Source organism: Kribbella sp. NPDC051137 (assembly GCF_040682535.1).
In the GTDB taxonomy this organism is placed as follows: Bacteria; Actinomycetota; Actinomycetes; order Propionibacteriales; family Kribbellaceae; genus Kribbella; species Kribbella karoonensis.
On record NZ_JBFBBI010000003.1, the window covers coordinates 1,102,575 to 1,123,243 of the forward strand.

Consider the following 20,669-nt stretch of genomic DNA (forward strand, 5'->3'; position numbering starts at 1 on the left):
TCAATCTCCTAGAGCGTCTCGCATCGGTACCAGCTTGGCGTTCGTCTCGGCCAGTTCGGCGTCCGGGTTCGACCCCGCGACGATGCCGGCGCCGGCGAACAGCCGCATCCGGCGGGGGTCCTCCGGGTCGGCCTGGCCGCAGCGCAGCGCGATGCACCACTCGCCGTCGCCGTCCGCGTCCATCCACCCGACCGGTCCGCTGAACCGGCCGCGCTGCATGCCCTCGATCTCGCCGATCAGGTCCCGCGCGACCGGGGTCGGCGTACCGCAGACCGCCGCGGACGGGTGCAGCGCGGCGGCCAGGCCGAGCGCGGAGGCGCCGTTGTTCGCGACGCCGGCGACATCGGTGGCCAGGTGCATCACGTTCGGCAGGTGCAGCACGAACGGCGTCTCCGGGACGTTCATCGACGAGCAGTGCGGCTCGAGCGCGTCGGCGACCGAGCGGACCGCGAACTCGTGCTCCTCGAGGTCCTTCGAGGACCGCGCCAGCGACGCGGCCAGTGCCAGGTCGTGCGCGTCGTCCCCGGTACGGCGGATCGTCCCGGCCAGCACCCGGGACGTGATCAGGCCCTTCTCCCGGCGGACCAGCAGCTCGGGGGTCGCGCCGATCAGGCCGTCGACGGAGAACGTCCAGCAGTTCGGGTACGCGGTCGCGAGCCGGTGCAGCGGCCAGCGCAGGTCGATCGGCTGCTCGGCGATCGCGATCAGGTCGCGGGCCAGCACCACCTTGTCCAGGTCGCCCGCGGTGATCCGGCGGACCGCGTCGGCGACGATGCTCGACCAGGCGGTCCCGGTCCGGGCGCCGTCGGCGAACGTCACGTCGTACACCGGCGACGGCTCGTGCACCCGCAGCTCAGGCGGCGCGGCCAGCGAACTGGCCGGCGAGACCGTCGTCACCCAGGTGCTGCCGCCCCGGCGGCCGACGATCACCTCGGGGACCACCAGCTCGCCCGGGTCCTGGTCGGTGAAGCCGAAGGACCCGAAACAGACCAGCCCGGAGCCCGGTACGCCGAGCTCGTCGCGGACCACCGCGGCCCCGACCAGCTCCTGCCACCAGCGCGCGGCCTCCTCGAAGCGGTTGCTCCCGGCAACGTCCAGCCGGGCGGCGACGCCCCAGCCGACGTGGCCGTCGCCCCGCCGTACCCACGCGAGCCCGCCGTCGTCCGGCAGATGGTCGAGCAGGTGCGCCGACACGCCGTCCACCGGTTGACTGCGAACCACCAACTGCGGTGCGGGGCCTCGGGTCGCGAGGGCCGCACGGCTACCTGGAGATGCACTCACGAAATGCAAGAGTATGCCTCCCGTCCCTCGGCCCCGTGCTCGCGTGATGAACCTCGCGTCCTGCACCGCCCTCCGCACACCATCTCCGGCGCCCAGGTGGGCACCTCGCTGTGTTGGAGGGCGGGGCACGATGAAACCCGCATCGAGCCCCGCCCTCCGCCTTGCGATGCACCCACCTGGACACCGGAGCTGGCGCACGGATGACGGTGCAGGACACTAGACAGGTGACCCGCGCAGACCTGAGCAAACAGCCGCACGACGTGGCGGCCATGTTCGACAACGTGGCCGAGGGGTACGACCGGACCAACGCGGTCGCGACGATGGGGCTGGAGAAGCTGTACTGGCGGCCCGCGACGCTGGCCGAGATCGCGCCGCGGAAGGGGCTGAAGATCCTCGACCTGGCGGCCGGCACCGGCGCGTCCAGCATCAACCTGCGCGAGTCCGGCGCCGAGGTGGTGTCCTGCGACTTCTCGGTCGGCATGCTCACGGTCGGCAAGCGCCGGCACCCCGAGCTGGACCTGATCGCCGGGGACGCGCTCCGGCTGCCGTTCGCGGACGAGTCCTTCGACGTGGTGACGATCTCCTGGGCGCTGCGGAACGTGAACGACGTACCGCTGGCGCTCCGCGAGATGCTCCGGGTCACCCGGCCCGGCGGGCGGCTCGTCGTGCTCGAGCAGTCGCACCCGACCTGGAAGCCGTTCCGGGTGGTGTACCTGGAGTACATGATGCGCGCGGTGCCCGCGGTCGCGAAGGTCGTGTCGACGAACCCCGAGGCGTACGAGTACCTGGCCGAGTCGACCCGCGCCTGGCTGCCGCAGGAGCCGCTGGCCCGGGCGATCGAGGAGGCCGGCTGGACCCGCGTGCAATGGCGCAACCTGACCGGCGGCCTGGTCGCCATCCACCGGGCCGTCAAGCCCAGTTAATTACGCAACGGAAATTATGCGAAATTGGCTTGCCCGCAAGGCGGTTGGGGCGAGTTTCGTGTCCACGTCAGGCAGTCCTAGACTGTCGAGTGAAGAGTGCTCGTGAAGTCGTTCACGAGCGCACACGCCCCCCAAGAACATCCAGGCCGGAGAGATGAGCCAGAGCGTGCCGAGCGGGCAGCAGGCGGAGACCGCCGATGTGATCGTCGTCGGTGCCGGACCCGCCGGATCGGCAGCCGCGTACCACCTGGCGAACGCCGGTCTCGACGTACTGCTGCTGGAGAAGACCGCGTTCCCGCGGGAGAAGGTGTGCGGTGACGGGCTGACCCCGCGCGGCACCAAGCAGCTGATCAACATGGGCATCGACATCTCCGAAGAGGCCGGCTGGATCCGCAACTACGGCCTCCGGATCCAGGGCGCCGGACACCAGTTGCAGCTCGACTGGCCGGATCTGGCCAGCCACCCGAACTACGGCCTGACCCGGAACCGGATGGACTTCGACGACATGCTCGCCCGGCAGGCCGTGAAGGCCGGGGCGCGGCTGCGCGAGCGGACCAACGTCAGCGGCCCGATCCTCGACGACCGCGGGCACATCGTCGGTGTCACCGCGAAGCCGGTCGACGACAACGGCCGCCGGGCCGGCGCCGACCTCGAGTTCCGGGCGCCGCTGGTGATGGCGGCCGACGGCAACTCGTCCCGGCTGAGCATCGCGATGGGCCTGCACAAGCGCGACGACCGCCCGATGGGTGTGGCGGTCCGGACGTACTTCACCAGCCCGCGGACCGACGACGACTACCTGGAGTCCTGGCTGGAGCTGTGGGCCGACGACCCGAAGCAGCCGGGCGGGAAGGTGCTGCTGCCCGGGTACGGCTGGATCTTCGGGATGGGCGACGGCACGGTCAACGTCGGCCTCGGCATCCTGAACACCTCCGAGGCGTTCGGCAAGGTCGACTACGCCGACCTGCTGAAGGCGTGGCTGAAGAACACGCCGGAGGAGTGGCAGTTCCGCGACGAGTTCCAGACCATCCCGATCCGCGGGGCGGCGCTGCCGATGGGCTTCAACCGGCAGCCGCACTACACCCGCGGCCTGATGCTGCTCGGCGACGCCGGCGGCATGGTCAACCCGTTCAACGGCGAGGGCATCCCGTACGCGATGGAGTCCGGGGCGTTCGCCGCCGAGGTCGCCGCCCAGGCCCTGCGCCGGCAGCCGAACCAGCGCGAGCGCGCGTTGTCGGCGTACCCGAAGGCGCTCAAGCAGGAGTACGGCGGCTACTACACGCTCGGCCGGATCTTCGTGAAGCTGATCGGAAATCCGGAGGTGATGCGGCTCTGCACGAAGTACGGTCTGCCGCGCACCACCCTGATGAAGTTCACCCTGAAGTTGCTTGCCAACCTCACCGACCCGCGTGACGGGGACGTCATGGACAAGATCATCAACGGGCTCACCAAGCTGGCTCCCGCCGCCTGAGCGGCGGGGCGAGTGAGCTGAGCCACAGCGGTACTGATAACAACAGACACAGACAGACAAAGACACAGACAGACCACCGGCTGAAGGAGGGAGCACGCAGCGATGCACCCCTACACACCGATTCTTGCTCTTGGTGTGCTCGCGCTGCTCTTCGTGGCGGGCAGCATCACCGTGAGTGCGCTGGTCGGCCCGAAGCGGTACAACCGGGCCAGGCTGGACTCGTACGAGTGCGGCATCGAACCGACCCCGCAGCCGGTCGGCGGCGGCCGCTTCCCGGTGAAGTACTACATCACCGCGATGCTGTTCATCGTGTTCGACATCGAGATCATCTTCCTCTACCCCTGGGCCGTCGCCTTCGACCAGATGGCGATGTTCGGGCTGGTCGAGATGGTCATCTTCATCGTCACCGTCTTCATCGCCTACACCTACGTGTGGCGTCGCGGCGGACTGGAGTGGGACTGACATGGGTCTTGAGGAACAGCTTCCGGCAGGCGTCCTGCTGAGCACGGTCGAAGGACTGCTCGGCTACATGCGCAAGGCCTCGTTGTGGCCGGCAACCTTCGGGCTGGCCTGCTGCGCGATCGAGATGATGACCACCGGTGCGCCGCGGTACGACGCGGCCCGGTTCGGCATGGAGGTCTTCCGGGCGTCGCCGCGGCAGGCCGACCTGATGATCGTGGCCGGCCGGGTGAGCCAGAAGATGGCCCCGGTGCTGCGCCAGATCTACGACCAGATGCCCGGCCCGAAGTGGGTGCTGGCGATGGGCGTCTGCGCCTCCTCGGGCGGCATGTTCAACAACTACGCGATCGTGCAGGGCGTGGACCACGTGGTCCCGGTCGACATGTACCTGCCGGGCTGCCCGCCGCGGCCGGAGATGCTGCTGGACGCGTTCCTGAAGATCCACGACCAGATCCAGCACATGAAGCTCGGCGCGCACAAGAAGGCGCTGCAGACCGAGCAGGAGGCCGCGGCCCTGACCGCCGCGCCGACGATCGAGATGAAGGGTCTGCTGCGATGAGCGACTCCCAGCCGGAGAACCTTCCGGCGACCTCGGCGGCGAGCGACGCGCAGACGCCGCAGGCCGAGGTGATCGACCAGCGCGAGGGCATGTTCGGTGTCCGCGGTACCGGTGACACCTCCGGCTTCGGCGGCCTCAAGCGCCAGGTCGCGCTGCCCGGGGCCACCCCGCGGCCGTACGGCTCCTGGTTCGACGGCGCGGTGGACCGGCTCGAGGGCCTGACCACCGCGGGCGCGATCGAGAAGGTCGTCGTCGACCGCGGCGAGCTGACCCTGCACATCAAGCGCGAGCACATCGTCGAGGTGTGTCAGCAGCTGCGGGACGACGAGGCGCTGCGGTTCGAGTTCTGCTCCGGCGTCAGCGGGGTGCACTACCCGCACGAGACCGGCCGCGAGCTGCACGCCGTCTACCACTTCCTGTCGATCACCCACAACCGCCGGATCCGGCTGGAGGTGGCGGCGCCCGACAGCGACCCGCACATCCCGTCGATCGTCTCGGTCTACCCGGCCAACGACTGGCACGAGCGGGAGACCTGGGACATGTTCGGCATCGTCTTCGACGGGCACCCGGCGCTGACCCGGGTCCTGATGCCCGACGACTGGCCGGGACACCCGCAGCGCAAGGACTACCCGCTCGGCGGTATCGACGTCGAGTACAAGGGCGCCGTCATCCCGCCGCCCGACACGCGGAGGTCGTACAACTGATGACCACTACAGACCCGTACGCGACGACCCGGGACACCACCGAGGGCAAGGTCTTCACCGTCACCGGCCAGGACTGGGACTCGGTGGTCTCCGGCCTCGGCGAGGAGCCGGAAGAGCGCGTCGTCGTCAACATGGGCCCGCAGCACCCGTCCACGCACGGCGTACTGCGGCTGATCCTGGAGCTCGACGGTGAGAACGTGACCGAGGCCCGGTGCGGCATCGGCTACCTGCACACCGGTATCGAGAAGAACATGGAGTTCCGCTCCTGGACGCAGGGCGTCACGTTCTGCACCCGGATGGACTACCTGTCGCCGTTCTACAACGAGGCGGCGTACTGCCTGTCGGTCGAGCGCCTGCTCGGGATCGAGGACCAGATCCCGGAGAAGGCGAACGTCATGCGCGTGCTGCTGATGGAGCTCAACCGGATCAGCAGCCACCTGGTCTGTATCGCCACCGGCGGTATGGAGATCGGTGCGCTGACCGTGATGACGATCGGCTTCCGCGAGCGCGAGAAGACCCTGGACCTGTTCGAGCTGATCACCGGGCTGCGGATGAACCACGCGTTCATCCGGCCGGGCGGCGTCGCGCAGGACCTGCCGCCGGGTGCGCTGGACAACATCCGGGAGTACATCACCTGGATGAACAAGCACCTGGGCGAGTACGCCGAGCTCTGCAACGCGAACCCGATCTTCAAGGCCCGGCTGCAGAACGTCGGCTACCTGGACCTGGCCGGCTGCATGGCGCTCGGTATCTCCGGCCCGACGGTGCGTTCCACCGGGTACGCGATGGACCTGCGCAAGACCCAGCCGTACTGCGGGTACGAGACGTACGACTTCGACGTACCGACCTGGGACAGCTCCGACGCCTACGGCCGCTTCCGGGTCCGGCTGCAGGAGATGCACGAGTCGCTGAAGATCGTCGAGCAGTGCGCCGACCGGCTGGAGAAGATGGACGGCCAGCCGGTGATGGTCGCCGACAAGAAGATCGGCTGGCCGAGCCAGCTGGCGGTCGGCGCCGACGGGATGGGCAACTCGCTCGACCACATCAAGCACATCATGGGCGAGTCGATGGAAGCCCTGATCCACCACTTCAAGCTGGTCACCGAGGGCTTCCGGGTCCCGGCCGGCCAGGCCTACGTGGCGATCGAGTCGCCGCGTGGCGAGATGGGTGCGCACGTCGTCTCCGACGGCGGCACCAAGCCGTTCCGGGTGCACTTCCGTGACCCGTCCTTCGCAAACCTGCAGGCGATGCCGATCATGTGCGAGGGCGGCCAGGTCGCCGACGTGATCGTCGCCGTCGCCAGCCTTGACCCGGTGATGGGTGGAGTGGACCGCTAAATGGCCGAGAACCACACGACTGCTACCGACAAGACCGTGCCGTACAGCACGGGCGACTCGAAGATCACCGAGACCACGATCGCGGAGTTGCGCGAGATCGCGGCCCGGTATCCCGAGGCCCGGTCGGCGCTGCTGCCGATGCTGCACCTGGTGCAGTCGGTCGAGGGCCGGGTCACCCCGGAGGGCATCGAGGCCTGTGCCGACCTGCTCGGGCTGACCGGCGCCGAGGTGTCCGCGGTGGCCACCTTCTACACGATGTACAAGCGCCGTCCGGTCGGCGACTACCACGTCGGCGTCTGCACGAACACGCTGTGCGCGGTGATGGGCGGCGACCTGATCTTCGAGCGGCTGAAGCAGCACCTCGACGTCGGCAACGACGAGACCACCGAGGACGGCAAGGTCACCCTCGAGCACCTCGAGTGCAACGCGGCCTGCGACTACGCGCCGGTGATGATGGTCAACTGGGAGTTCTTCGACGACATGACGCCGGAGACCGCCACCCAGCTGGTCGACGACCTGCGGGCCGGCACCGAGGTGAAGTCGCCGCGCGGTGCCACGATCTGCACCTGGCGTGAGGCCGAGCGCGTGCTGGCCGGCTTCCCGGACGGCCGCGCCGACGAAGGCCCGACCGGCGGCAAGGCCACGCTGGCCGGCCTCCGGCTGGCCCGCGAGCGCAACTGGTCGGCCCCGAACGGCTCCGAGACCCCGAAGGAGGGCTGACGATGACCACGCTGACTCCGGTCCTGTCCGACAACTGGGACCAGATCAACGCCTGGCAGCTGGCGTCGTACCAGCGCACCGGCGGGTACGACGCGCTGCGCAAGGCGCTCGCGATGCAGCCGGCGGACGTCGTCGCCACGGTCAAGGACTCCGGTCTGCGCGGCCGCGGCGGCGCGGGCTTCCCGACCGGGATGAAGTGGTCGTTCATCCCGCAGGACAACCCGAAGCCGAAGTACCTGGTGGTGAACGCGGACGAGTCCGAGCCGGGCACCTGCAAGGACATCCCGCTGATGATGGCCTCGCCGCACACGCTGGTCGAGGGCGTCATCATCGCGTCCTACGCGATCCGCGCCTCGGCGGCCTTCATCTACGTGCGCGGTGAAGTGCTGCACGTGATCCGCCGGCTGCAGCAGGCGGTCCAGGAGGCCAAGGACGCCGGCTACATCGGCACGGACATCCTCGGCAGCGGCTACGACCTGGACGTCATCGTGCACGCCGGCGCCGGCGCCTACATCTGCGGCGAGGAGACGGCGCTGCTGGACTCGCTGGAAGGACGTCGCGGTCAACCTCGGCTGCGTCCTCCCTTCCCGGCCGTCGCCGGTCTGTACGGGTGCCCCACTGTCATCAACAACGTCGAGTCGATCGCATCCGTTCCCGTGATCATCAAGAACGGTGCGGACTGGTTCGGCTCGATGGGCACCGAGAAGTCCAAGGGCATGACGCTGTACTCGCTGTCCGGGCACGTCACCCGCCCTGGGCAGTACGAGGCGCCGCTCGGCATCACGCTGCGCGAGCTGCTGGACATGGCCGGCGGGGTCCGTGCGGGCCACCAGCTGAAGTTCTGGACGCCGGGCGGTTCGTCGACGCCGCTGCTGACCGCGGAGCACCTCGACGTACCGCTGGACTACGAGGGCGTCGGCGGTGTCGGCTCGATGCTCGGTACGAAGGCGCTGCAGATCTTCGACGAGACCACCTGCGTGGTGCGCGCCGTACTGCGCTGGACCGAGTTCTACAAGCACGAGTCCTGCGGCAAGTGCACCCCGTGCCGCGAGGGCACCTGGTGGCTGGTGCAGATCCTCGAGCGGCTCGAGGCCGGCAAGGGGTCCGAGGAGGACCTGGACACCCTGCTCGACCTGTCCGAGAACATCCTCGGCCGGGCCTTCTGTGCGCTCGGTGACGGTGCCACGGCGCCGATCACCAGCTCGATCCAGCACTTCAAGGACGAGTACCTGGCGCACTTCGAGCACGGCGGCTGCCCGCTCGACCCGATGGCAAGCACTGTCTTCGCGACTGCTGGAGCTAGCGCATGACGATCCAAGCGAACCCACCGGCCGGTGCCGAGGTGGAGCGGACCGACCTGGTCACCGTGACCATCGACGACATCGAGGTCAAGGTCCCGAAGAACACGATGCTGATCCGGGCCGCGGAGCAGATCGGGATCCAGATCCCGCGGTTCTGCGACCATCCGCTGCTGGACCCGGTCGGCGCCTGCCGGCAGTGCTTGGTCGAGATCACCGATGCCGGTAACGGCCGGGGCATGCCCAAGCCGCAGGCCTCCTGCACGATCGCGGTTGCCGACGGCATGGTGGTCCGGACCCAGGTTTCCTCACCCGTCGCCGACAAGGCGCAGCACGGGCAGATGGAGTTCCTGCTCATCAACCACCCGCTGGACTGCCCGGTCTGCGACAAGGGCGGCGAGTGCCCGCTGCAGAACCAGGCGATGAGCAACGGCGCCGGTGAGTCCCGGTTCACCGAGGTGAAGCGGACCTACCCGAAGCCGATCAACATCTCGGCCGAGGTGCTGCTGGACCGCGAGCGCTGCATCCTGTGTGCGCGCTGCACCCGGTTCTCCGAGCAGATCGCCGGTGACCCGTTCATCGCGCTGATCGAGCGCGGAGCGCTGCAGCAGGTCGGCATCTACGAGAAGGAGCCCTTCGAGAGCTACTTCTCCGGCAACACCATCCAGATCTGCCCGGTCGGTGCGCTGACGAGTGCGGCGTACCGCTTCCGCTCCCGGCCGTTCGACCTGGTGTCGGTGCCGTCGGTGGCCGAGCACGACTCGTCCGGCGCGGCGATCCGGATCGACTACCGGCGCGGCAAGGTGATGCGCCGGCTGTCCGGCGACGACCCGCAGGTCAACGAGGAGTGGATCTCCGACAAGGACCGGTTCGCGTTCCAGTACGCGAGCACCGGCGACCGGCTGACGCACCCGCTGATCCGCGAGGACGGCGAGCTGCGGCCGGCCTCCTGGCCGGAGGCGCTGACCTTCGCCGCGGCGAAGCTGACCGCGGCGCACGGCAGCGCGGCGGTGCTGACCGGCGGCCGGCTGACCGTCGAGGACGCCTACGCGTACTCGAAGTTCGCCCGGGTCGCGCTCGGCACCAACGACATCGACTTCCGGGCCCGGCCGCACTCCGCGGAGGAGGCCGACTTCCTGGCCGCCGCGGTGGCCGGCACCGGTCTCGGTACGACGTTCGCGGACCTGGAGAAGGCCGACACGGTGCTGTTCGCCGGGTTCGAGCCGGAAGAGGAAGCGCCGTCGGTGTTCCTGCGGGTCCGCAAGGGCGTGAAGACGCACGGCACCAAGGTGTTCACGGTCGCGGCGTACGCGTCGCGCGGTGTGGAGAAGCTCGGCGGCGTCGTCGTCCCCGCGTCGCCCGGCACCGAGGCCGCCGTACTCGCGGACCTCGGCAACGCCGGTGAGGCCGGGGCGGCTGCCCGGGGCGCGCTCGGCGCGGACTCGATCATCGTCGTCGGCGAGCGGCTGGCGAGCGCGCCGGGCGGGTACTCGGCCGCGCTGCGGCTGGCGCTCGACACCGGTGCGCAGCTGGCCTGGATCCCGCGGCGTGCGGGTGACCGGGCCGCGCTCGAGGCGGGCTGCCTGCCGGGCCTGCTGCCCGGCGGCCGGCTGGTCGCCGACCCGCAGGCGCGGGTCGACATGCAGGCCGCGTGGGGCGTCGAGAACCTGCCCGCCGAGAACGGCAAGGACCTGACCGAGATCATCGCCAACGCGGGATCCCTGCAGGCACTGGTCGTCGCGGGTGTCGAGATCGACGACCTGCCCGACCCGGCCGCGGCGCTGGCCGCGCTCGAGGCGGCGCCGTTCGTGGTCAGCTTCGAGGTCCGCAACTCGCAGGTCACGGAGTACGCCGACGTGGTCTTCCCGGTCGTGCCGACGGTCGAGAAGTCCGGCACCTTCGTGAACTGGGAGGGCCGTGAGCGGCCGTTCCCGGTGGTGCTCAAGGTGCCGGCCGCGATGCCGGACACCCGGGCGCTCGCCGCGCTCGCACAGGAGATGGGCACGCCGCTCGGCTTCAGCACCCCTGAGGGTGCGAAGCAGGAGTTCGACGAGCTCGGCCGCTGGGACGGCGAGCGCGCGCAGGAGCCGACGTACCAGGCCGGTCCGGCGCTCGGCGCGTTCGACTCCACCCGGCTCGCGACCTGGCGGATGCTGATCGACGACAGCCGGGCCTGCGACGGCGAACCGCACCTGACCGCGACCGCGCGCAAGCCGGTCGCCCGGATCTCGCTCACCACCGCACACCGGATCGGTGTCGCCGACGGGGACGAGTTGGCGGTGAGCACCGACGCCGGGAGCATCCGGCTGCCGGTGGTGATCACCCCGATGACCGACAACGTGGTCTGGCTGCCGACGAACTCGGCCGACTCCCACGTCCGCCGGTCGTTGCACGCTGACCATGGCTCGATCGTGACGATCGCCGGAGGGAACGCATGAACATCCCGCTCGCGGTACCTGACGCGGGGGTCGGGCACGACCCGTGGTGGGTCATCCTGATCAAGGTCCTCTTCATCTTCGTCTTCCTCGTCGTGCTGACGCTGTTCAACATCTGGTGGGAACGCCGGGTCGTTGCGCGGATGCAGCACCGGATCGGCCCGAACGTGCACGGACCCGCGGGTCTGCTGCAGTCGCTGGCCGACGGCGTCAAGCTGATGCTGAAGGAAGACCTGATGCCCAAGGGCGTCGACAAGGTCGTCTTCATCCTGGCGCCCGCGATCGTCGCGATCCCGGCCTTCCTCACCTTCGCGGTGATCCCGTTCGGGCCGACGGTGCGGATCCCCTGGACCGACACCTACACCCGGCTGCAGCTCACCGACCTGCCGGTCTCGGTGCTGTACGTGATGGCGGTCGCCTCGATCGGCATCTACGGCATCGTGCTCGGCGGCTGGTCGTCGAACTCGACGTACTCGCTGCTCGGCGGTCTGCGCTCCAGCGCCCAGATGATCTCGTACGAGGTCGCGATGGGCCTGGCGCTGGTCACGGTGTTCCTGTTCGCCGGCTCGCTGTCCACCTCGGAGATCGTGGCCGCGCAGGGGCACCAGACCGTGCACTGGTTCGGGGCGTCGATCCCGCTGCCCGGGTGGTACGGGTTCCTGCTGTTCCCGTCGTTCGTGATCTACGTGATCTCGATGGTCGGCGAGACCAACCGGGCGCCGTTCGACCTCCCGGAGGCCGAGGGCGAGCTGGTCGCGGGCTTCCTGACCGAGTACTCCTCGATCAAGTACGCGATGTTCTTCCTCGCCGAGTACATCAACATGGCGACCGTGTCGGCGCTGGCCACCACGCTGTTCCTCGGCGGCTGGCGGGCCCCGTGGCCGATCTCGATCTGGGACGGCGCGAACTCGGGCTACTGGCCGGTGCTGTGGTTCATGGGCAAGCTGATGTGCTTCATCTTCTTCTACATCTGGCTGCGCGGAACGCTGCCGCGACTGCGCTACGACCAGTTCATGAAGCTCGGCTGGAAGATCCTGATCCCGGTCTCGCTGGTCTGGATCCTGCTGGTCGCCACCGTCCGCGCGGTCGGCCGGGAGACGAACTTCAGCCGGACCACGCTGCTGGTCGCCGCCGCGATCGTGCTGGTGATCGCGATCGTCAGCATGTTCGTCCCGGCCAAGCCCAAGCCCGAGAAGGCGGAGGTGGCCGACGGCAAGGACTTCGACGCCTTCGCGGGCGGCTTCCCGGTGCCACCACCAATGGCCGTCAACACCCACAGCCAGAGCAAGGAAGGCAGCCGTGGCTAGTGTCAAAGAGTCCCTCTGGGACCCGGTAGCCGGTTTCGGCGTCACCTTCCGGACGATGTTCCGGAAGGTGTTCACCGAGCAGTACCCGTTCGAGAAGAAGCCCACCGCACCCCGGTTCCACGGCCGGCACCAGCTGAACCGCTGGCCGGACGGGCTGGAGAAGTGCGTCGGCTGCGAGCTGTGCGCGTGGGCCTGCCCCGCGGACGCGATCTACGTCGAGGGCGCCTCGAACACCGAGGGTGACCGGTTCTCGCCGGGCGAGCGGTACGGCCGGGTGTACCAGATCAACTACCTGCGCTGCATCCTCTGCGGGCTGTGCATCGAGGCGTGCCCGACCCGGGCGCTCACGATGACCAACGAGTACGAGCTGGCCGACAGCAGCCGCGAGTCCCTCATCTACGAGAAGAAGGACCTGCTGGCGCCGCTGCTCCCGGGCATGCAGGAGCCGCCGCACGAGATGCAGCTCGGCAAGACCGAGAAGGACTACTACCTCGGTCTCACCGGTGCCGCGACCAAGGCCGAGGGGAGTGACGCGAAGTGATCGGTCTCGTCACCGGCCCGCAGGTCGCGTTCTGGCTGCTGGCCCCGGTCATGATCCTGGCCGCGATCGGCATGGTGCTGGTCCGGAAGGCGGTGCACTCGGCGCTGCTGCTGGCGACCGTGATGATCTGCCTCGCGGTGCAGTACGCCGCGCAGGACGCACCGTTCCTGTTCGCCGTCCAGATCATCGTCTACACCGGCGCGATCCTGATGCTGTTCCTGTTCGTGCTGATGCTGGTCGGCGTCGACGCGTCGGACTCGCTGGTCGAGACCATCCGCGGTCAGCGGCTGCTCGCCGGGATCGCCTTCCTGGCCTTCGGCGTCCTGCTGATCGCCGCGGTCGGCAACGCGATCTACGGGCACCCGACCGGCCTCGCCGACGCGCAGCCGGACGGCAACCCGAAGGGCATCGCGCAGCTGCTGTTCGGCAAGTACGTGTTCGCGTTCGAGGTCACCTCGGCGCTGCTGATCACCGCGGCGATGGGCGCGATGATGCTGGCGCACCGCGAGCGGCTGACCAAGAAGAAGACGCAGCGCGACCACGCCGAGGAGCGGATCCGCAAGTACGCGGAGCAGGGCATCCACCCCGGCCCGCTGCCGACTCCCGGTGTGCTCGCCCGGCACAACGCCGTCGACACCCCGGCGCTGCTGCCGGACGGGTCGATCGCACCGACCTCGGTTTCGCGTGTGCTGCAGGCACGTGGCACCGTGTTCCCCGAAGCCGAGGAGCGGGCGGACGTCGAAGAGGTCCGCGAACTCGACCTCGGCGAGGCGTACCCGTCCGAGGCGGAGAGCACCGACACGACCGGATTCGTCGGACAGGAGGACAAGAAGTGACCACCGAGCCGTATATCGTGCTCGCCGCGATCCTGTTCAGTATCGGTGCGCTCGGCGTGCTGGTCCGGCGGAACGCGATCGTCGTCTTCATGTGTGTCGAGCTGATGCTGAACGCGACCAACCTCGCGTTCGTCAGCTTCGCCCGCCAGCACGGCAACCTCGACGGCCAGATCGCCGCCTTCTTCGTGATGGTGGTGGCCGCGGCCGAGGTGGTTATCGGGCTGGCCATCATCATGGCCATCTTCCGCACCCGTCGTTCGGCCTCGGTCGACGACGCCAACCTGCTCAAGTACTGAGGTAGCAACCGATGAGTCATGAGCTGACGTGGCTGCTGGTCGCGGTACCGGCACTGTCCGCGGCGATCCTGCTGCTCGGTGGCAAGGCCACCAACGCGTGGGGTCACCTGCTGGGCACGCTGGCGCCGGTGATCTCGTTCGCCTTCGGCGTCGTGCTGTTCTTCCAGATGCGTGGCAGGTCCGGCGAGGACCGGTCCGAGACGGTGCGGCTGTTCGAGTGGTTCTCGGTCGGCCACATCAAGGTCGACTTCACGCTGCTGATCGACCCGCTGTCGATCCTGTTCGTGCTGCTGATCACCGGTGTGGGTTCGCTGATCCACATCTACTCGATCGGCTACATGGAGCACGACCCGCGGCGGCGCCGGTTCTTCGGGTACCTGAACCTGTTCATCGCCTCGATGCTGCTGCTGGTGCTGGCCGCCGACTACCTGCTGGTCTTCGTCGGCTGGGAGGGCGTCGGTCTGGCGTCGTACCTGCTGATCGGCTTCTGGCAGCACAAGAACTCGGCTGCGGTCGCCGCCAAGAAGGCCTTCGTGGTGAACCGGGTCGGTGACATCGGCCTCTCGCTCGCGGTGATGAGCATGTGGGCGCTGTTCGGCTCGTCGGCCTTCGCCTCGGTGAACGCCGGTGCCGGGCACCTGTCCAAGACCTGGGCCACGCTGCTCGGCCTGATGCTGCTGCTCGCCGCCTGCGGCAAGTCCGCGCAGGTGCCGCTGCAGTCCTGGCTGCTGGACGCGATGGAGGGCCCGACCCCGGTGTCGGCGCTGATCCACGCGGCGACCATGGTCACCGCCGGCGTCTACCTGGTGGTCCGCTCGCACGCGATCTACGCGGTCACCGACGCGGCGTCGACCGCGGTGGTGATCGTCGGTACGGTCACCGCGCTCGCGGGTGCGATCATCGGTTGCGCCAAGGACGACATCAAGAAGGCGCTCGCCGGTTCGACGATGAGCCAGATCGGCTACATGATGCTCGCCGCCGGCCTCGGCCCGGTCGGGTACGTGTTCGCGATCTTCCACCTGCTCACGCACGGCTTCTTCAAGGCCAACATGTTCCTCGGTGCCGGCTCGGTGATGCACGGCATGAACGACGACGTGAACATGCGGCACTACGGTGCGCTGCGGACGCCGATGAAGATCACCTTCGTGACGTTCGCGTTCGGTTACCTGGCGATCCTCGGCATCCCGCCGTGGGCCGGCTTCTTCAGCAAGGACAAGATCATCGAGGCCGCGTTCGCGGACAACACGGTGATCGGCCTGTGTGCCCTGCTCGGTGCCGGCATCACCGCGTTCTACATGTCGCGGGTGATGCTGATGACGTTCTTCGGCAAGAAGCGCTGGGCGGACGACGTGCATCCGCACGAGTCGCCGAAGGTGATGACGTGGCCGCTGATCATCCTGGCCGCGCTCTCGCTCGGCGGCGGTGCGCTGTACTTCGTCGGGCACTGGATCGTGAACTGGCTCGAGCCGATCGTCGGCCACGAGGAGGCACACCCGCCGCTGAACGCGACGGTGATGACGATCATCACGCTCGCGGTCGTCGCGGTGGGCATCGCGATCGCGGTGCTGATGTACCGCCGGGACATCCCGCGGGAGGCACCGGCCGGTTCCCCGGTCACCACGTTCGCGCGCCGTGACCTGTTCGGCGACGCGCTCAACGAGGCGCTCTTCATGCGTCCCGGGCAGTACCTGACCCGGACGCTGGTCTGGCTCGACAACCGGGGCGTCGACGGCCTGGTGAACGGGCTGGCCGCACTGTTCGGCGGACTGTCCGGCCGGCTCCGCCGGTTCCAGACGGGCTTCGTCCGTTCGTACGCACTCAGCATGGTCTTCGGCGCCGCATTCGTGGTCGTCGCCCTCCTCGCGGTGAGGTTGTCGTGAACATCGGTTGGCTGACCCTGTTACTGCTCCTGCCGTTCGTCGGGGCCATCGCGACGATGCTGGTGCCGAAGGCGAAGGCGCTGACGGCCAAGCAGGTCGCGCTCGGGTTCTCGCTCGTGACGCTGGTACTGACCGTGATCGTCGCGATCGGGTACCACCGCAACGGCGCCGCGGACTACGCCGAGACGCACACCTGGATCAAGGCGTTCGGCGCGCACTACGCGCTCGGCCTCGACGGTCTCGGCATCGTCATGGTGGTGCTGACCGCGCTGCTGTCGCCGATCGTGATCATCGCGTCCTGGAACGACGCCGCACACGGCCGCTGGTCGGAGAAGTCGTTCTTCGCCTGGATCCTCGGCCTGGAGGCACTGTCGATCGGCGTCTTCTCCGCCACCGACGTGTTCCTCTTCTACGTGCTGTTCGAGGCCACGCTGATTCCGATGTACTTCCTGATCGGCGGCTTCGGCGGCCCGCAGCGTTCGTACGCCGCGGTGAAGTTCCTGCTCTACTCGCTGCTCGGCGGTCTGCTGATGCTGGCGTCGGTCGTCGGCCTGTACGTCGTCTCGGCGAAGCACGGCGCCCCGTCGTACCTGCTGGCCGACATGGTGAAGCTGGACATCAGCCAGAACACCGAGCGCTGGCTGTTCCTCGGGTTCTTCTTCGCGTTCGCGGTGAAGGCGCCGATGGTGCCGTTCCACACCTGGCTGCCGGACGCGGCCGGTGAGGCGACGCCGGGTACGTCGGTGCTGCTGGTCGGCATCCTGGACAAGATCGGCACCTTCGGGATGATCCGGTTCTGCCTGGGCCTGTTCCCGAACGCGTCCCAGTGGGCCACTCCGGTGATCCTGGTGCTGGCCCTGATCTCGGTCCTGTACGGCGCCCTGCTGGCGATCGGGCAGACCGACATCAAGCGGCTGATCGCGTACACGTCGATCTCGCACTTCGGCTTCATCGTGATGGGCATCTTCGCGCTGACGTCGCAGGGCCTGACCGGGTCGACGCTGTACATGTTCAACCACGGTCTCTCCACCGCGGCGCTGTTCCTGGTCGCCGGGTACCTGATCTCCCGGCGTGGGTCCGCCCGGATCGCCGACTACGGCGGTGTCGAGAAGGTCGCGCCGGTACTGGCCGGAACCTTCCTGTTCGCCGGCCTGTCCAGCCTGGCGCTGCCCGGCCTGTCGCCGTTCATCTCCGAGTTCATGGTGCTGGCCGGGACGTTCAGCCGGCACAAGGTGATCGCGGTGATCGCGGTGCTCGGGATCGTGCTGGCCGCGCTGTACATCCTGCTGATGTACCAACGCACGATGACCGGTCCGGTCCGCGACGGGATCGAGAAGCTGAAGGACCTGAACCCGCGTGAGGTGCTGGCGATCGCACCGCTCGTGATCCTGATCATCGGGCTGGGCATCTTCCCGAAGCCGATCGTCGACATCATCAAGCCCGCGGTCGACTCGACCATGCAGCGGGTGGGCGTGACCGACAAGGCACCGCAGATCCCCGTGACGGAGGGACAGAAGTGACCGCGATGTTGCTGCCGCTGGCGGACTTCACGAAGCCCAGCATCGAGTACGGCGAACTGGCTCCGCTGTTCGTCGTCTTCGGTGCGGCTGCCGTCGGCGTCCTGGTCGAGGCGTTCCTGCCGCGACCGCTGCGGCACCTGGTGCAGTTGGCGATCACGGTGGTCGCCGTGGTCGCGGCCGGCGTACTGACCGGCATCGAGATGCACAAGGGCAAGGAACTGGTCGCCGCCCAGGGCGCGATCGCGATCGACGGCCCGGCGCTGTTCACCTGGATCATCCTGCTGGCGCTGACGCTGATCAGCGTGCTGCTGTTCGCCGAGCGGTCGATCGACGGCGGCCTGTCGGCGTTCGCCGGCCAGGCGGCCGCGGTCCCGGGCTCGGAGGCCGAGCGGGAGGGCACGGCGGCCCGCGTCGAGCACACCGAGATCTTCCCACTGACGCTGTTCGCGGCCGGCGGCATGATGCTGTTCGCGGCCTCGAACGACCTGCTGATCCTGTTCGTCGCGCTCGAGGTCTTCTCGCTGCCGCTGTACCTGCTCTGCGGCCTGGCGCGCCGTCGCCGGCTGATCTCGCAAGAAGCCGCGATGAAGTACTTCCTGCTCGGTGCGTTCTCGTCGGCGTTCCTGCTGTTCGGTATCGCGCTGCTCTACGGGTACGCCGGCACCATGTCGCTCGGCGGGATCGCGGACGCGCTGGGTACCCAGACCGGCGGCGACACGATCCTGCTGGCCGGTACCGGTCTGCTGGGTGTCGGCCTGCTGTTCAAGGTCGGCGGCGTACCGTTCCACTCCTGGACGCCGGACGTGTACCAGGGCGCTCCGACGCCGGTCACCGGTTTCATGGCGGCCTGCACCAAGATCGCCGCTTTCGTCGGCCTGATGCGGGTCTTCTACGTCGCACTCGGCGGAACGCGCTGGGACTGGGCGCCGATGATGTGGATCGTCGCGATCCTCACCATGGTGGTCGGTTCGATCGTCGCGATCACCCAGACCGACGTGAAGCGGATGCTGGCGTACTCGTCGATCGCGCACGCGGGCTTCCTGCTGACCGCGTTCGTCGGCCTCGCGCAGGCGGGCAACGGCGTGCACAACGGGATCACCTCGACCCAGGCGGTGCTGTTCTACCTGGTCTCGTACGGCTTCCCGACGATCGGCGCGTTCGCGGTCGTCACGCTGGTCCGGGACGCGGGCGGCGAGGCGACGCACCTGTCCCGCTGGGCCGGCCTGGGCAAGAAGTCGCCGCTGCTGGCCGGCATCTTCGCGTTCTTCCTGCTGTCCTTCGCCGGCATCCCGCTGACCGCGGGCTTCACCGGCAAGTGGGCGGTCTTCAGCGCGGCCTGGACCGGCGGCGCCTGGCCGCTGGTCGTGGTCGCGGTGCTGTCCAGCCTGGTCGCCGCGTTCTTCTACATCCGGGTGATCGTGCTGATGTTCTTCTCCGACCTGCCGGCCGACGCGCCGGACGTGGCACTGCCGGGCTGGCAGACCACGTCGGCGGTGGCGCTGGGTCTCGCCGCCACGGTGGTGCTCGGTCTGGTTCCCGGACCGGTGCTCGACCTGGCGGCCCGAGCTGGTGAGTTCATCCGTTGAGTCCGACCCCGCTGCCGGCCGAGAGCCTGGGACTCGAGTTTGCCGACTCAGGCCTCGAGTCCCGGGTTCGCGCTGGGCTGGAGGCCGTCGAGCAGGTACTGCGTGACGCCAGCCAGTCCGAGGCGCCGTTCGTCACCGCCGCCGCCCAGAACGTCATGTTCGTCGGCGGCAAGCGGTTCCGGCCGCTGCTGGTGCTGATGGCGGCCGAGTTCGGCCCGGACCCGGCCGCGGCCGAGGTGGTGAAGGCCGCGGCGGTCGTCGAGCTGACGCACGTCGCGACGCTGCACCACGACGACGTGATGGACGAGGCGGCGCTGCGCCGCGGCTCGGCGACCGCGAACGCCCGCTGGGACAACTCGATCGCGATCCTGTCCGGCGACTGGTTGTTCGCCCGGGCCTCCGACCTGGTCGCGGACCTCGGCCCGGAGGCGGTCCGGATCCAGGCACGCACCTTCGGCCGGCTGGTCGAGGGGCAGATCCGGGAGACGCTCGGGGTCGGCGAAGGCCAGGACCCGCTCAAGCACTACCTGTCGGTGATCTCCGACAAGACCGGCTCGCTGTTCGCCACGTCGGTGCTGTTCGGCGCCCGGTTCGCCGGCGCCTCGGTGGAGATCCAGGAGGCGCTGCAGACCTTCGCCGAGGAGATCGGCATGGCCTTCCAGCTCGCGGACGACATCCTCGACATCGCCTCGGAGTCCGACCAGTCCGGCAAGACCCCGGGCACCGATCTGCGCGAGGGCGTGCCGACCCTGCCGGTGCTGATCTTCCGCGCCCAGGCCGACCCGGAGAACCCGGCCGACGCCCGGCTCCTCGAACTGCTCGACTCGGACCTGTCCGACGACGACCGCCTCACGGAGACGCTGGACCTGCTCCGCGCGCACCCGTCGTTCCGCCAGGCCGAGGACGACGTCCGCCGCCGCGCCGCCGACGCCCGCAAACTCCTCACCACCCTCCCCGAGGGCCCCGCCCGCGACGCCCTCGACGCCCTCTGCGACCTGGTCGTCACCCGCTCCGCCTGAGGGGATGAGCTCGAGCTGCAGCGGTCTTAAGGTTGGCGGATGGTCAGCACACTCGTGGGTGGTGCGGTCGCCTTGGTGGGATCGATCATCGGCATCCTGCTTAGTCAGCGACTTCAGCGAAAGAGCACTCGGGACGTACAGATTCTCGAGGCCAAGGTGCGGATCTTCGGCGAGTGCACCGAGGCGCTGTACGAATACACCCGAGCGAACTTCGGCCGTGCGAGAGCTCGTATAGAGGGGCGACCGGAGAGCGTCCGAGAGACGCTCCGTCAGGAGGTGTACCGCTGTGAAGCCCGAGCTCGATCGGCGATCGGCCAAGCTGTCTACCTAAGTGGAAGCAACGGTCTGGACGATGGCTTCGAGTCGGTGCACAAAGCAGTGCACGCCTTCAGCAAAGCGGCCGACCAGGGTGAGCTCGAGCATCGCCATCAACTGGTCCAGAAGGACCTGAAGATCATTCTGCGAACCGTACGCGCGGACCTGCAGAGATAGCTGTTGGC

Annotated in this window: 19 protein-coding genes; 18 read left to right on the plus strand and 1 reads right to left on the minus strand. The window is 68.6% G+C overall.

The window, feature by feature from the left end; genetic code table 11:
- Positions 1–1,281, minus strand: coding sequence for an isochorismate synthase (locus AB0M51_RS20445; protein WP_344197738.1), 1,281 nt, complete (start codon positions 1,279–1,281; stop codon positions 1–3).
- 224 nt (positions 1,282–1,505) lie between these two features.
- Between AB0M51_RS20445 and AB0M51_RS20450 the strand changes: the two genes are divergently transcribed.
- The 18 genes from AB0M51_RS20450 to AB0M51_RS20535 all read left to right on the plus strand — a co-directional run bounded on the left by AB0M51_RS20450 (position 1,506) and on the right by AB0M51_RS20535 (position 20,661).
- Positions 1,506–2,204 carry a demethylmenaquinone methyltransferase gene (locus tag AB0M51_RS20450; RefSeq protein ID WP_344197739.1) on the plus strand — a complete coding sequence of 233 codons (699 nt, stop codon included), beginning with the start codon at positions 1,506–1,508 and terminating at the stop codon, positions 2,202–2,204.
- 154 nt (positions 2,205–2,358) lie between these two features.
- The gene (locus AB0M51_RS20455; RefSeq protein ID WP_344197741.1) at positions 2,359–3,672 is read left to right on the plus strand and encodes a geranylgeranyl reductase family protein; all 1,314 of its coding nucleotides are present in this window, start codon (positions 2,359–2,361) and stop codon (positions 3,670–3,672) included.
- 102 nt (positions 3,673–3,774) lie between these two features.
- A complete protein-coding gene (locus tag AB0M51_RS20460; RefSeq protein ID WP_344197743.1) occupies positions 3,775–4,134 on the plus strand; it encodes an NADH-quinone oxidoreductase subunit A in 360 nt (119 codons plus the stop codon).
- A 1-nt stretch (position 4,135) separates the two neighbouring features.
- Positions 4,136–4,690: an NADH-quinone oxidoreductase subunit B gene (locus tag AB0M51_RS20465; protein WP_131286677.1), complete on the plus strand. Its 555-nt coding sequence runs from the start codon at positions 4,136–4,138 to the stop codon at positions 4,688–4,690.
- Positions 4,687–5,394 (plus strand): NADH-quinone oxidoreductase subunit C, encoded by a 708-nt coding sequence (locus AB0M51_RS20470; protein ID WP_344197745.1) that lies wholly within the window; start codon positions 4,687–4,689, stop codon positions 5,392–5,394. The genes AB0M51_RS20465 and AB0M51_RS20470 overlap by 4 nt, the downstream gene beginning before the upstream one ends.
- Complete coding sequence (locus tag AB0M51_RS20475) at positions 5,394–6,731, plus strand: NADH-quinone oxidoreductase subunit D (protein WP_344197747.1); 1,338 nt, start codon at positions 5,394–5,396, stop codon at positions 6,729–6,731. The genes AB0M51_RS20470 and AB0M51_RS20475 overlap by 1 nt, the downstream gene beginning before the upstream one ends.
- Positions 6,732–7,451, plus strand: a complete 720-nt coding sequence (gene nuoE, locus AB0M51_RS20480; RefSeq protein ID WP_344197749.1) for an NADH-quinone oxidoreductase subunit NuoE — start codon at positions 6,732–6,734, stop codon at positions 7,449–7,451.
- A gap of 2 nt (positions 7,452–7,453) precedes the next feature.
- The gene (gene nuoF, locus AB0M51_RS20485; RefSeq protein ID WP_344197751.1) at positions 7,454–8,761 is read left to right on the plus strand and encodes an NADH-quinone oxidoreductase subunit NuoF; all 1,308 of its coding nucleotides are present in this window, start codon (positions 7,454–7,456) and stop codon (positions 8,759–8,761) included.
- Positions 8,758–11,187 carry an NADH-quinone oxidoreductase subunit G gene (locus AB0M51_RS20490; RefSeq protein ID WP_344197753.1) on the plus strand — a complete coding sequence of 810 codons (2,430 nt, stop codon included), beginning with the start codon at positions 8,758–8,760 and terminating at the stop codon, positions 11,185–11,187. The genes nuoF and AB0M51_RS20490 overlap by 4 nt, the downstream gene beginning before the upstream one ends.
- Complete coding sequence (nuoH, locus tag AB0M51_RS20495) at positions 11,184–12,491, plus strand: NADH-quinone oxidoreductase subunit NuoH (protein ID WP_344197755.1); 1,308 nt, start codon at positions 11,184–11,186, stop codon at positions 12,489–12,491. Before AB0M51_RS20490 ends, nuoH begins: the two co-directional genes overlap by 4 nt.
- Positions 12,484–13,032 (plus strand): NADH-quinone oxidoreductase subunit NuoI, encoded by a 549-nt coding sequence (gene nuoI, locus AB0M51_RS20500; RefSeq protein WP_344197757.1) that lies wholly within the window; start codon positions 12,484–12,486, stop codon positions 13,030–13,032. Before nuoH ends, nuoI begins: the two co-directional genes overlap by 8 nt.
- On the plus strand, positions 13,029–13,868 hold the full coding sequence (locus AB0M51_RS20505) for an NADH-quinone oxidoreductase subunit J (protein ID WP_344197759.1): 840 nt from the start codon (positions 13,029–13,031) through the stop codon (positions 13,866–13,868). Before nuoI ends, AB0M51_RS20505 begins: the two co-directional genes overlap by 4 nt.
- Positions 13,865–14,164 carry an NADH-quinone oxidoreductase subunit NuoK gene (gene nuoK, locus AB0M51_RS20510; RefSeq protein ID WP_130384807.1) on the plus strand — a complete coding sequence of 100 codons (300 nt, stop codon included), beginning with the start codon at positions 13,865–13,867 and terminating at the stop codon, positions 14,162–14,164. The genes AB0M51_RS20505 and nuoK overlap by 4 nt, the downstream gene beginning before the upstream one ends.
- Positions 14,165–14,175: 11 nt before the next feature.
- Positions 14,176–16,044, plus strand: a complete 1,869-nt coding sequence (gene nuoL, locus AB0M51_RS20515; protein ID WP_344197761.1) for an NADH-quinone oxidoreductase subunit L — start codon at positions 14,176–14,178, stop codon at positions 16,042–16,044.
- Positions 16,041–17,564, plus strand: coding sequence for an NADH-quinone oxidoreductase subunit M (locus AB0M51_RS20520; protein WP_344197763.1), 1,524 nt, complete (start codon positions 16,041–16,043; stop codon positions 17,562–17,564). The genes nuoL and AB0M51_RS20520 overlap by 4 nt, the downstream gene beginning before the upstream one ends.
- A 5-nt stretch (positions 17,565–17,569) precedes the next feature.
- Positions 17,570–19,150, plus strand: coding sequence for an NADH-quinone oxidoreductase subunit NuoN (gene nuoN / locus AB0M51_RS20525; protein WP_344197923.1), 1,581 nt, complete (start codon positions 17,570–17,572; stop codon positions 19,148–19,150).
- Positions 19,147–20,169 carry a polyprenyl synthetase family protein gene (locus AB0M51_RS20530; RefSeq protein ID WP_363749731.1) on the plus strand — a complete coding sequence of 341 codons (1,023 nt, stop codon included), beginning with the start codon at positions 19,147–19,149 and terminating at the stop codon, positions 20,167–20,169. The genes nuoN and AB0M51_RS20530 overlap by 4 nt, the downstream gene beginning before the upstream one ends.
- Positions 20,170–20,208: 39 nt before the next feature.
- Positions 20,209–20,661: a hypothetical protein gene (locus AB0M51_RS20535; protein WP_363749733.1), complete on the plus strand. Its 453-nt coding sequence runs from the start codon at positions 20,209–20,211 to the stop codon at positions 20,659–20,661.
- The last annotated feature ends 8 nt before the right edge of the window (positions 20,662–20,669 follow it).